The sequence below is a fragment of the Chryseobacterium gotjawalense genome, assembly GCF_030012525.1.
In the GTDB taxonomy this organism is placed as follows: domain Bacteria; phylum Bacteroidota; class Bacteroidia; order Flavobacteriales; family Weeksellaceae; genus Kaistella; species Kaistella gotjawalense.
Map to the genome: position 1 here is coordinate 2,841,055 of NZ_CP124855.1, position 14,109 is coordinate 2,855,163.

Here is a 14,109-nt window from a genome sequence, read left to right on the forward strand (position 1 = left end):
GTACATCCTTTTGTACAAAACAACCTTTAGGGTGGTTTTAGCAGAGGGGCTCACCTGTTCCCATTCCGAACACAGAAGTTAAGCCCTCTAGCGCCGATGGTACTGCTAACGCGGGAGAGTAGGTCGCCGCCAGTTTTTTTTAAAACCTCAATCATTTATTTGATTGAGGTTTTTTTTGTGACCTAAACCCAGGAAAAAAACTGAAATACAAAAGTAGGGCAATAAATTATACGTTTTTTATAAAGTTCTGTTTTTGGAATCAAACATTTGTCATAACTTTTATTGATTCTAAATAGCAAAAATTCCGTAAATTTGACATTCAATTTATTATATAGAATTATGTTGACAAAAGATAAAGTTCAGGCGTTTCTGAAAGAAATAGAAGTAGATGATTTGGTTCAGAATTTCCAGGTTATGGGGAATGATGTATATATCGATATGACAGCGCATTCACCTGCAATGCACGAAAAGAAAAAATTAGAAGCTGCCATGAAACAGGCCTTTGCTTCTGAATTTGGAGAAGAAATCATTTTGAAATTAAAAATCGCTTCTCCGGAACCGTCCGAAATTCAACAAAGTCAGATCAAAGGAAAGCAGATTAAAGGCATTCAAAATATTATCGCAATTGCTTCCGGTAAAGGTGGTGTTGGGAAATCTACGGTTGCAGCAAACATCGCGGTAACTTTAGCACAAATGGGTTTCAAAGTTGGGATCTTAGATGCCGATATTTACGGACCATCTGTTCCGACGATGTTTGATACGGAAGGCGCAAAACCAATCTCGGTAGAAATTGACGGTAAAAATTTAATGAAACCCGTTGAAAATTACGGCGTCAAAATGTTGTCTATTGGCTATTTCTCAGGAGCTAACCAAGCCGTAGTTTGGCGTGGGCCAATGGCCTCTAAAGCTTTGAATCAAATGATTCGTGATGCAGCTTGGGGAGAATTAGATTTCCTTTTAATCGATTTGCCTCCGGGAACAGGCGATATTCACTTGTCTATTATCCAGGAAGTGCCGGTAACAGGAGCGGTTATCGTAAGTACACCACAACATGTTGCGCTTGCCGACGTGAGAAAAGGAATCGCAATGTTCCAAATGGAAAGCATTAATATTCCGGTTTTAGGTTTAATCGAAAATATGGCGTATTTTACCCCCGAAGAATTACCAGATAATAAATATTATATTTTCGGAAATCAAGGAGCACAATATTTAGCAGAAGATTTAGGAATTCCTGTGTTAGGAGAAATTCCTTTAATTCAAAGTATCCGTGAAGCGGGTGATGTTGGCAGACCTGCTGCTTTGCAGGAAGGCTCGCTGATTTCTGGAATTTATAAGAAGACCACTCAGAATATGATTGAAAGTCTGGTCGAAAGAAATAAAAACCTTCCCGCGACGGAAGCAGTAAAAATCACAACCATGGCAGGTTGTTCTCCTAAAAAATAGGAAACTATAATTCGGAGTGTCAAAAAAAAAAATTTAAGAATTTTTTTTGACGGGTGGTTTACAATAACAAATCATGATTTAAAACGATGAACAAAGAAATGAAACACGAAGAAACAGTAACCAAAGTGATGGATGCCCTCGAAAGTATTCGTCCGTTTCTGAATAAAGATGGCGGAGATATCGAACTCATCGATGTACAGGGACAAACCGTTTTGGTGAAGCTTCATGGGAACTGTAACGGTTGCCCAATGAGTTTTTCTACCATGAAGTTGGGCGTGGAGACCACTGTAAAACAATTTGCTCCGGAAATTCTGGAAGTGTTGGCAATAGAGTAATTTTAAAGATTTGATACAATTGGGAAACGGACTTTTGTCCGTTTTTTATTTGAAGTGCTTTTCACAGCAAGACATTCAATTATTTCTTTAAATGTAAAATGGATTTGAAATTAAATTAATATTTTAGCAGATTAAACGAATTAGTATATGATTGCCATAATAGACGGCGGTTCTACCAAATGTGATTGGGTGATCCTCGATAACGCAGGGAAACCTCATTTGAAAACAACAACTTTGGGCTTTAATCCCAATATTATAAATCCCGATTTTATCGGCCAGGAAATCGATAGAAACCAAGACTTGTTCTTTGTAAAAAATCACATCGAGAAAGTGTTTTTTTATGGGTCAGGTTGTGGAACTCCCGCCAATGTTAAGAAGGTGGAAAGTGAGTTTGCAAAAGCTTTTCCGCAGGCAGAGGTTCGGATTAAAGAAGATTTAACTGCGGCTGCTTATGCCGCCTACAATGGTAAGCCAGCAATCGTTTGCATTTTGGGAACCGGTTCTAATTCCTGCTTCTTCGATGGCGAAAAAATTAGGGTAGATTTGCCTTCCCTCGGATTTTTAATTGGTGATGAAGGAAGCGGAAGTGCTTTAGGAAAACATTTGCTGCGTCGTTTTTTTATGAAAAAACTGCCGGCGGATTTAGAGCGCGAGTTTAATAAAACTTATCATCTGACGATTGAAGAGGCCATCAGAATGATGTACCATAATCCTCGGGCAAATGCGTACCTGGGAGAATTTAATAAATTTATTGCTGACCATAAAAGCCATCCTTATTTTCAAAATATGGTTTTCGATGAAATGAAAAATTTTCTCGATTACCAGGTTTTGCCTTATCCGGAATCGGGAGAAATCGAAATAAATTTCATTGGCTATATCGCTTATATTTATGAAGATATTCTGCGCGCCGCCGCTGCCGAACTTAATTTAACCATCGGAAAAGTGGTTCAGAAACCGATAGAAAGCCTGGTCGGTTATCATAAGAAATACATCTTAAACCTCCACTGATTTTTCTACAAACAGTATTAAAAGAAACTATTTAAAACATACATCAATAGAGGTTTCGTACCTTTATATAAAATCAATATATTATGTCCAGTAAAAATAATAGAGACGAAAAAAACTTTAACCAGGCAGCACTTGATTATCATAGCGTTGAACCAAAAGGAAAAATTGAAGTAGTTCCTTCCAAACCACATACTTCACAAAGAGATTTGTCCCTTGCTTATTCTCCCGGAGTCGCTATCCCTTGTTTGGAAATTGAAAGAGATCCAAAATTAGCTTACGAATACACCGGGAAAGGAAATTTAGTAGCGGTAATCTCAAACGGAACGGCTGTTTTGGGATTGGGAGATATCGGTGCAGAAGCTTCAAAACCGGTGATGGAAGGAAAAGGGCTTTTGTTTAAAATCTTTGCCGACATCAATGTTTTTGATATTGAAATTGATGAAAAAGATCCTGATAAATTCATCGAAATCGTTAAAGGAATTGCCCCAACATTTGGAGGAATCAATCTGGAAGACATCAAGGCTCCGGAAGCATTTTACATCGAACAGAGATTAAAAGAAGAACTCAATATTCCGTTGATGCACGATGATCAGCACGGAACTGCGATTATTTCTGCGGCGGCATTATTAAATGCCCTTGAAATCGCGGGGAAAAATATAGGGGAGGTAAAAGTAGTTGTTAATGGTGCTGGAGCTGCCGCAATTGCCTGTACCAAACTCTATCTGGAACTCGGACTGAAAAAAGAAAATGTGTTGATGTGCGATTCCAAAGGAGTCATCAATCACAAAAGAGAAAATTTAACTCCGGAAAAAATTGATTTTGTAGCCAATACCGAAATCGAAACCTTAGCAGATGCATTAAAAGGCGCAGACGTTTTCATCGGACTTTCCAAAGCAGATGTCATGACGGCAGAAATGCTTTTGACCATGGCAGACAATCCTGTAGTTTTCGGGTTGGCAAATCCAAACCCTGAAATCGAATACGATTTGGCCATGGAAACCAGAAAAGACACCATCATGGCGACCGGAAGAAGCGATTATCCTAACCAGGTGAATAACGTTCTTGGTTTTCCGTATATTTTCCGTGGTGCGCTGGATGTTCAGGCAACCGGAATTAATGAAGCTATGAAACTGGCGGCAGTTCATGCCATTGCAAATCTGGCCAAAGAACCCGTTCCTGAAGCGGTAGTTCTAACCTATAATTTAAAGAATTTGAGTTTCGGCCGAGAATATTTCATTCCAAAACCTTTTGATAACCGATTGATTACAAGAGTTTCAAAAGCAGTAGCCCAAGCCGCCATGGACAGTGGAATCGCAGGCAAACCGATTGAAGATTTCGACGAATACGAAAATACGCTTCTCGACAGAATGGGCCGTGACGAAAAACTCATCCGAATGATGCAGAACCGTGCAAAAGCCAATCCAAAAAGAGTTACCCTTGGAAATGCAGAAGAATACAACGTGCTGAAAGCGGCGCAGATTCTTTATGAAGAAGGAATTGCACAGCCGATTCTGTTGGGTGATAAAAAATACATCCAGAAGCAGATGAAGAAATTCGGGATTGAACTTAACGTTCCGATTGTGGATCCTGCAGATGACGATCAGGAAGAAAACCGTAAAATATACCGGGATGACCTTTGGAAACTCCGCCAGAGAAAAGGCATGAACGAATATAAAGCCAAAAGATATGTCCGCCAGAGAGATTATTTCGGCCCTTTGATGCTGAGAAACGGTGATACCGATGCGCTGATTGTTGGGTTCTCCAAAAACTATTCTTCTACGCTGAGACCCGTGCTGGAGGTGATTGAAAAAGAAAAAGGCGTGGACAAAGTGGCGTCGATGATGATGATTCTCACCGAGAAAAAACCTATTTTCTTTGCCGATACTTCGATCATTCAGAATCCTACCTCTGAAGATTTGGTGAACATTGCTAAAATGTCGGAAATGGTGGTGAAATCTTTTGCTATTGAACCAAGAATTGCGATGCTTTCTTTTGAAAACTTTGCAGGGATTTCCGAAACGTCGAAAAAAGTAGCGAAAGCGGTTTCCATGCTTCATGAAAAATTCCCGAACATGATTGTAGACGGAGAAATTCAGCCCGATTTTGCGATGGATGCTGATCATCTTTCAGATTATCCGTTCTCGAAATTAGGAACTACACCGGCGAATGTCTTTGTTTTCCCGAATCTTGAAAGCGCGAATCTTTCCTACAAAATTATCCGCGGCATGAAAGTGGCGCAGGTAGTAGGACCTATTTTAATGGGACTGAAACAACCGGTTCACGTATTGCAGATGCGCGCAAGTGTAGATGAAATTGTGAATCTGGCGACCATTGCTGTGCTGGATGCCCAGATGAGAGAAAAGAAATAAATTTATATCAAAACTATAAACTTCAGTATAAAAAACACAAAATGATTTATTCTTTAAAAGGAATTGTTCAACAACTTAATCCAACTTCCATTGTTATTGATGTACAGGGAGTTGGGTATTTGGTTGGGGTCAGTTTGCAAACTTCCGAGAAATTAGTGTTAGGAAAAGAAACATTTTTAAACATTCAACAGATTATCCGGGAGGACGCCAATCTGCTTTTCGGTTTTAACACAATTTTAGAGAAAGAAATGTTTAATCTGTTAATAAGTGTTAATGGAGTGGGGCCGGTTTCTGCCCTGATTATGCTTTCTTCTTTGTCCCTTACAGAGATTGCGGCAGGCATCCTTTCAAACAATAGTGCCCTGTTGCAAAAAGTAAAAGGAATCGGTGTTAAAACTGCGGAAAGAATCGTGGTCGACTTGAGAGACAAAGTCCAAAAATTCAGCATTTCCGATGAAAATATTTCTATATATGTGAATAATAAAGTGAAAGAAGAATCGTTATCTGCATTAGAGGTTTTGGGCATTTCCAAGAAGATGAGTGAGAAAATTGCAGACCGAATTCTAAAGCAGAATCCTGATCTTCGGGTAGAAGATCTGGTGAAGCAAATTTTAAAAAATATTTAACATTTGGAGAAGAATAGTTTTTTTCAGTATAGATTTTTAGTTTTTATTTTGACGTGTTTCTCTTTTGTAAGCAGTTTTGCTCAAGAGAAGCCGACCGACAGTTCATCAGTTAGGACAGATTTTTCTTTGCCCAACCCGATGCGATATGATGCATTTTACGATGTGTCAAGCGGAATGTATATTCTCTATCCAAAAATCGGAAATACGGTCGTCGGAAATCCCATGTCCATGACCTCTGCGGAATATCATCAGTACATGCTCAAGAATCAGTTGAGTGAATATTACAAAGAAAAATCTGCAACAAATGCTTTAGGTTATAGAAAAGACCAAACCGAAGCCATTAAAAAAGGATTGCTCCCAAGTGTTGATATTAAAAATAAGATTTTCGAGAGTTTATTCGGTGGTAATAAAATCGAGATTATTCCGCAAGGTTTCGCCTCGTTCGATATCGGCGGCCTTTACCAAAAAATCGACAATCCTTTAATTTTACCTCAAAACAGAACCAATTTCGCTGTTGATATCCAGCAGAGAATCCAAATGGGATTAATCGGTAAAGTTGGTGAAAACCTGCAGCTTAAAGCCAACTATGATACCCAAAGTGGTTTCGCTTTTGAGAACAGAATGAATCTGGTGTGGCAGGCAAAAGGATCTTGGAAAGATTTACAGTCAAAAGGTCTTACCGATAAAACCACAGGCGGCGAAGATAAAATTATAAAAAGAGTAGAATTCGGAAATGTTAATATGCCGCTTTCTACCAATTTAATTCGCGGGTCAGAATCTTTGTTTGGTTTAAAGACCGAATTTCAGTTAGGCAAAACGTACGGAACTTTGGTGTTTTCCCAACAGCAGGGTGAGGCACGGACCATCATCGCGCAAGGTGGCGGCGTAATGAATTCCTTTAAATTAAATGCAATTGATTATGAAGATAATCAGCATTATTATTTAGACCATTATTTCTTAAATAATTACGACAAAGCACTTCTGAATTATCCACAGATCAATTCAAGAATCAGCATTACCAGAATTGAAGCCTGGGTTTTGGACCAGGGTTCAGGAAGCCTTCAGGATCAAAAAGGGATTTTGGGAATTCGGGATTTAGGTGAAGGGATTTCCGGTTATCCGGATAATTCTCAAAATAATTTATATCAAAGTATTTCCACTGCTATCGGGATTCCGAGGGATGCAGGAACAGATTATGGAAACATCATCAAAGGTCAGCTTTTTCCCAATGCAAACGGTTCGCCGGAAGCATATTCTGACGGAGAGCAATATATTTTCAACAGAAAAGCCCGGAAATTAAATCCAAACGAATTTACATTTAATCCGCAGTTGGGATATATGTCGCTTAACCAAAGATTAAATGACAACCAGCTTCTGGCAGTTTCTTACAGTTTTACGTTGAATGGAGATAATAAGGTGTACAAAGTCGGAGAGTTTTCAGAAGAAAGTCCGGTTTTGATAACCAAAGTTTTGAAACCAAACAGTACCGTAAAAACCACTTCGCCAATGTGGGATTTGATGATGAAGAATATTTATCCATTAAATACCAATCAAATCAATCCGGACGGATTTTTATTAAATGTGTATTACCGTGATCCACAAAATGGCGGAAAAGTAAATTATCTGCCAACAACTGTGAATTCCCCAACAACGCAGATTAATCCTAACCTTTTGAAATTATTCAACTGGGACCGTTTGAATATGAATAACGATTTACAGGAAGGTGGCGGAGAAACCGGAGACGGTATTTTCGACTTCGTGCCGGGAATAACGGTGGATCCTGAAAATGGAAAAGTGATTTTCACCAAAGCAAAACCTTTCGGTGCCTATCTGCAAAATGTTTTGGGAACAAGTGATCCTAAATTTGTTTTTAATGAATTATACGACCAACAGAAACAGGTAGCTTCTCAAAGCAATTTGGCGCTGCGTTACACGATGGAAGGTCGGTTTAAAGGAACTCAGGGTTCCGGTATTTCTCTTGGCGCGATCAATGTTCCGCAAGGTTCTGTAAAAGTTTCTGCCAACGGTGTTCAGCTTCAGGAAGGGGTGGACTATACGGTAGATTACATGTTGGGATCGGTAAACATTATTAATGAAACGGTGAAACAATCCGGCCAGGCGGTAAGTATTTCTCTGGAAAATCAATTGATTTTTAATACCCAAAGAAAAAGATTTTTAGGTTTAAACCTGGAAAGAAAATTCAATGAACACCTTACCGCAGGTGCAACTGTTGTTAATTATGCCGAAACTCCATTAACTCAGAAAGTAAACTTTGGCCAGGAAGCGGTGAATAATACCATGGCAGGATTCAATATTTTATATAATAATGAATTGCCGTTTTTAACCAGATTAACCGATAAAATTCCTTTTATAAATACAGAAGCGCCGTCGAATTTGAGTTTCCTTGCAGAAGGTGCTTATTTAATTCCGGGACAGAATAAAGGAATTGGCGACCAGTCATATATCGATGATTTCGAACAAAGTACTTCCAAGATCTCACTGAAAGAACCGGCGATGTGGAGCTTGGCTTCAAAGCCGGAAAAAAATCCTGAACCTTTCTTTTTAAATGGAGGATTAAATGATAATCTTGCTTCCGGAAACGGTAGGGGATTATTAACCTGGTATAACATCGACCCGAGATTTTACGGAATTGGCGGGAAAGCTCCGAACGGAATTAATGCGGCTGCGGTTTCTAATCACGCTTCACGACGCGTGCAAATGTCGGAATTGTACAACAGCAGGGATTTCGTGGCGGGGGAGCAATTATACACCAATACCTTTGATATCAGTTATTTTCCCAATGAAAGAGGGCCTTATAACATCAATAAAAATATAGAAACAACAAAAGAAAGATGGGCAGGTTTAATGAGACCGGTTTCGGTTTCTAATTTCGTGAATTCCAATATTGAGTATGTAGAATTCTGGATGATGGATCCGCATGCTGATGGAAATCCTTTGGGAACCAATCCGAAATTACTTTTACATTTAGGAAATGTTTCTGAAGATGTTTTGAAAGACGGTAAACTGATGTACGAAAACGGATTGCCTACGCCGAGCACTCCGGCAAATACCACGACTACCAATTGGGGAGTTCAGCCCAGTCAGTTTCCTGTTCTTTACGCTTTCTCCTCAGAAAATGAAGATAGAGCGGCACAGGATTTAGGATATGATGGTTTAGATGCTGAAGGTGAAGCAGCGAAATTCGGAACAAATTTTGTGAATCCGGTGACCAATGTTATGGATCCTGCTTCCGATGATTTCGTGTTTTATCTGTCGGATAAATTTCAGGGAAATCAAGCGTCTTCTTTAACGGAGCGCTATAAATATTTCCGTGGACCGGAAGGAAATTCGAAAAGCAATACTTTGGAAGTTGCCACTCAAATGCCGGATGCCGAGGACATCAACCGGGATTATAATTTAGATCAAAATGAAAATTATAACCAATATACCATTGAACTTGACAAGAATAAGATGGTGCTGGGCGAGAATTTCATTGTTGATGTCAAGGAAGTAGAAGCTAAATTCCAGAACGGGCAAACCGGAAAAAACAAGTGGTTTTTATTCCGTGTTCCTGTGGCGCAGTTTGATCCGTCAAGTATTGGTGGCGAGGCAGATGCTTCTATTTTAAATAATGTCCGTTATGCCAGAATGTTATTGACAGGATTTGACCAGGCTTCAACCATTCGTTTCGGAACCTTGGATTTGGTGAGAAGTGACTGGAGAAAATACACCAAAAATATTGCAACCAATACAACCGATAACGATGAAGGAACTAATTTTGTGACTGATCAGAATTTGGATGTTGGAAGTGTAAATTTAGAAGAAAATGGTTTAAACGAACCTCCTTATGTACTTCCTCCCGGAATCGAAAGACAGATTCTCAGCGGAAATGCAGGTGCACAAAGACAAAACGAAGCGTCATTATATATGAAAGCGCAGCCATTGGAGAAAAATTCTTCCCGTGGAGTTTTCAAAAATGTGGCATTGGATATGCGCCGTTATAAGAATTTAGAATTATTCGTTCACGCAGAAGATTTGAAAAATGTGAATTCATCGGACTATGATGAAGATGCAAAATTCTTTATCCGTTTCGGAAGCGATGCTACTGATAACTATTATGAATACGAAGCATCTTTAAAATACACCTCTAAAAACGCAAGATCGCCACTGGAAATTTGGCCATCTGAAAATACAGTGAATCTTGCCATTCAGAATTTTGTGGAGGCGAAATTAAGAAGAGATCAGAATTTCCCATCGGGAATAGATATCCGTCGTGAAGATGTGGAATATGGCTCGCAGGATCCTAACAAAAAAATCTATATCAAAGGTCGCCCAAGTTTAGGAAATGTGACCACGATTATGCTGGGAGTTCGAAATAAAAATACCCTGATTAATAAAGAAGTGGTTTTATGGGTAGATGAAATCCGTCTCTCAGAAATTGAAAATAAAGGCGGTTATGCCGGAAATGCAAGCGTGAATTTCAACCTCGGAGATTTTGCTTTAGTCAATGCGAATGCTTCTTATTCAACAATCGGTTTCGGTGGAATTGCAGAAAAACCTTCTGAAAGATCGCAGGCGGAACATTCTGCGTATAGCATTAACGCTACGGTAAATGTTGATAAATTCTTGCCGGAAAAAGCAGGTATGAAAATTCCGGTAAACTATTCTTACACGCAAACGATCGAAGATCCGAAGTATAATCCACTGGATAATGATGTGACTTTCGAAAATGCACCAAACCGGGAAGAACTGAAAAAAGTGGCCAGAACTTATACGCAACAAAGAAGTTTGGGCGTGGTGAATATGCGTAAAGACCGGATGAATCCAAATAAGAAAGCGAAGTTCTACGACGTAGAAAACGTGTCGGTAACTGCGATTTATAATGACGATTATTACCGGGATGTTTATACGAAAAAGAATTACAGACAATATTTGAGAGGATACGCAGATTATAACTATTCTTTCAAGCCATTTGTCATCAGACCGTTCAATAAAATGGTAAGTGACACTGCAAAATCTTATAAATATTTAAGATGGCTGAAAGAAGTAAACATTAATCCGGTTCCTACGAGATTATCTTTCAGAACAGAAATCGACCGTAATTATAACGAATTGGAGTTCAGAAATATCGATGCTGTTCTTGGCGGAAATGCCGGTCAGGACTTTGATGTCATTAGAAACAGAAACTTCTATTTCGGCTGGCAATATGGTTTAGGATTTAATTTTACCAAATCACTGAAGTTGGAAATTAATTCTTCTATGCGAACTTTAAATGACAATCTGAGTGTTTATAAAATGAACAACAAATCGATTTTTGCTGATCCTTTCAGAGCAGGCCGCCCTGTTTTATACAACCACCGTGTTCAGCTGAATTACAGATTGCCGTTTGAATATTTGCCTTATTTAGATTTTATTAATGCTGAATTGGGCTACGGTTTTACCTATAACTGGAATGCCAGAAGTACCGTGATGACCAATTTCGTAAATCCGGAAACCAACCGTGCAGAAAGTTTGGGTAGCATTGGTCAAAATACCAGTAATATCATTGCGACTTCCTCCGTTGATGTGCCGAAATTCTTTGGAAAATTTAAGTATTTCCAAAACATCAGTTCCAAAATGCAGAAGCGCAAACAGGAAATCGATTCCCTGAATAATGTGTACAATCTGGCTTGGCAAAAGACCAATCAGAAAAAAACATTCAAAAGTTATAAATTCAAAAATAAACTGAATCCGATGCAGAGTATTGCTTATGCATTAACTTCAATCAAGCAGATGGATGTTTCTTATAATGAAAATAATGGTACCGTGTTGCCGGGATTGCTTTCTGCGCCCAATTGGTACGGTTACGGACAAACTCTCGGCGGACCAACTTACGGTTTTCTTTTAGGCTCACAGGCAGATATCCGCAGAACAGTTTTGGAGCGGGGCTGGATTTCTGATTCAGATTATATGACCGATCCGTACATGCAGATGAAAAACCAGAATTTCCTGGCGAATGTGCAGATCGTGCCGGTGAATGAATTTAGAATTGACATTAATTTCTTAAAAAATTACACCAGTAATTTCACGCAGTCAGGCTACAACGTAAGACAAAACTTAGACTATCCGAATCATGATTTTGCCTTCGGAACAGATATGATTACCTATTCCAGAACAGCGTGGACTTTCGGAACTTCATTTACCGATGGTAAAAATATTTATGATAATATCATTTCGAATGCAAGAATTATCTCCCAGCAAATGGGTGGTACTCTTGATGCTAATGGATTTACAGATGGACATTCCTTAGCCAATGCCTACGTTTTAGTGCCGGCTTTCCAAGCGGCGGTCGAAGGAAAAACACCAAATGGACCACTAACCAATCCGAAGAAATCAGGCTTCCCACTTCCAAACTGGAGAGTAATTTATTCTGGTTTGAAAAACATCCCGTTGGTCAACAGTCAGTTTTCTAAGTTTGATCTTCTTCACGGTTATACTTCTACCTATACAGCGTCGGGAATTCAGTCGAGTATTGATTATTTTAATGTTCAGAAGAACGGAGCTTCGGACAGAGATGCGTTTGGTGATATTTATAATCCTTACACTTTCTCTCAGGTCGGTTATGTAGAAGCGTTTGCACCATTAATCGGAGCCGATGTTACGATGAGAAACAACATGCAGTTCCGCGCACAATATAATGTTGACCGCTTATTGATGCTGGGATTGGTAAACCATACTTTAACGGAAGATATGGGCAAAGAATACATTCTTGGATTTGGATATATTCTGAAAGATTTAAAAATGAAGATGAACTTCAAAGGAAAAGAAAAAACCATTAAAAGTGATTTAAATATCCGTGGAGATTTCTCTTTAAGAGACAGCCAAACCAGAATCACCAATATTTTACAGGATGATTCGCAGATCACTGGAGGACAGAAATTGATGAGCGTTAAATTATCTGCAGATTATAATATGTCTCAGAATTTTAATATCAGATTTTTCTACGATCAGTTGATGACGAAATATAAAATTTCGACCGCCTTCCCACTTTCAACGGTGCGGGCAGGTTTAACGGCAACATTTACCTTCGGTGGAAGCAGCGGTTTCTAATCAATTGTAAAACTAAAATTAAAACTCAGGATTTCAATTCTGAGTTTTTTTGTTTACAATTAAAATCGTTCTTGAATTACATTTAAAGGTATTGTGAAGCAAAGCGCCATTGTACGCGGTATTTTGTACAATTAATTTTTATTATTGTTTACACCATTATTTTAAAATATCAATTTCATTATTAAATGCTATAATTTCAACATGTTAAAAGTCTACCATTAAAAATTAAGGAGAATTAAGAATTTTTCAAACAAATAGTAATACTATGCTCCATAAGTTTTTTATATTTTTCTTAATTAATCCTAATTCCTAAATGGTTAAATTATTGTTTCTCAAAGTTTTAATAGTATTAATGGTTTTTACAGGTTATAGAATTGACATTTAAAATAATTTTTCTTCAGAAACGCTTTTGCGCCCGCAATGCTTCAGAAACATTTTTTATTATCTTTTACGCCCTTGTATTAAAAAAATCTCATCTTTCAGATATTCACTATTTTCTCACTTAAGATTTTCCAACCTCGCGAAAACAGAAATTAAATCCTTAATTTTGCTATTCATAATACAAACCTATGAATCAAAATATCGATAACGATGACGATGTATTTATCGGAAAGGAGCATACTCCTTTGCGACCTGACGCTTTTGAAAAATCTACCGAAGAAAAAATTGAAATTATCCAAAACCATTTCCATCAGATTATGGAAACTTTAGGAATGGATATGACCGATGATTCCCTGAAAGATTCTCCCAAAAGAGTTGCAAAGATGTATGTAAATGAAATTTTTGGCGGTCTTCTTCCGGAAAATAATCCACGGATTTCTACTTTTTCAAATAAATACAAGTACCGCCAAATGTTGGTCGAAAAAGACATTACCGTCTATTCGTTCTGCGAACATCACTTTCTACCGATTATTGGCAGAGCGCATGTTGCTTATATTTCGAATGGCGAGGTGATCGGTCTTTCGAAGATCAACAGAGTTGTAGATTATTATGCAAAACGCCCACAGGTCCAGGAACGGTTAACCATGCAGATTGTAGATGCTTTAAAGAAAGCGCTTGGTACGAATGATGTTGCCTGTATCATCGAAGCGAAACATCTGTGCGTGAATTGTCGCGGTATAAAAGATACCGCAAGTTCAACCACTACTGCAGAGCTCAGTGGCCTTTTCAGAACCAATCCGATTACCCGGCAGGAATTCCTGCATTATGTGGGAAATCGTTCGAATTTGGATTAACATC

General features: G+C 38.5%; 7 protein-coding genes and 1 rRNA gene. All 8 read left to right on the forward strand.

Annotation, left to right across the window (positions count from 1 at the left end; all coding sequences use genetic code 11):
- Positions 1-27 precede the first annotated feature (27 nt).
- The 8 genes from rrf to folE all read left to right on the forward strand — a co-directional run bounded on the left by rrf (position 28) and on the right by folE (position 14,105).
- Positions 28-135, forward strand: a 5S ribosomal RNA gene (rrf, locus tag QGN23_RS13030).
- A gap of 204 nt (positions 136-339) precedes the next feature.
- The gene (locus QGN23_RS13035; protein ID WP_282904689.1) at positions 340-1,443 is read left to right on the forward strand and encodes an Mrp/NBP35 family ATP-binding protein; all 1,104 of its coding nucleotides are present in this window, start codon (positions 340-342) and stop codon (positions 1,441-1,443) included.
- Positions 1,444-1,541: 98 nt separating this feature from the next.
- Positions 1,542-1,778 carry a NifU family protein gene (locus QGN23_RS13040; RefSeq protein ID WP_282904690.1) on the forward strand — a complete coding sequence of 79 codons (237 nt, stop codon included), beginning with the start codon at positions 1,542-1,544 and terminating at the stop codon, positions 1,776-1,778.
- A 147-nt stretch (positions 1,779-1,925) separates the two neighbouring features.
- On the forward strand, positions 1,926-2,786 hold the full coding sequence (locus QGN23_RS13045; RefSeq protein ID WP_282904691.1) for a BadF/BadG/BcrA/BcrD ATPase family protein: 861 nt from the start codon (positions 1,926-1,928) through the stop codon (positions 2,784-2,786).
- Between the two features lie 83 nt (positions 2,787-2,869).
- Positions 2,870-5,155: an NADP-dependent malic enzyme gene (locus QGN23_RS13050; RefSeq protein ID WP_282904692.1), complete on the forward strand. Its 2,286-nt coding sequence runs from the start codon at positions 2,870-2,872 to the stop codon at positions 5,153-5,155.
- A 41-nt stretch (positions 5,156-5,196) separates the two neighbouring features.
- A complete protein-coding gene (ruvA, locus tag QGN23_RS13055) occupies positions 5,197-5,781 on the forward strand; it encodes a Holliday junction branch migration protein RuvA (protein ID WP_282904693.1) in 585 nt (194 codons plus the stop codon).
- Positions 5,782-5,784: 3 nt separating this feature from the next.
- Complete coding sequence (sov, locus tag QGN23_RS13060) at positions 5,785-12,870, forward strand: T9SS outer membrane translocon Sov/SprA (protein ID WP_282904694.1); 7,086 nt, start codon at positions 5,785-5,787, stop codon at positions 12,868-12,870.
- A gap of 569 nt (positions 12,871-13,439) precedes the next feature.
- Entirely contained in the window at positions 13,440-14,105 is a 666-nt protein-coding gene (gene folE, locus QGN23_RS13065; protein WP_282904695.1) for a GTP cyclohydrolase I FolE, read from the forward strand.
- Positions 14,106-14,109: the final 4 nt, after the last annotated feature.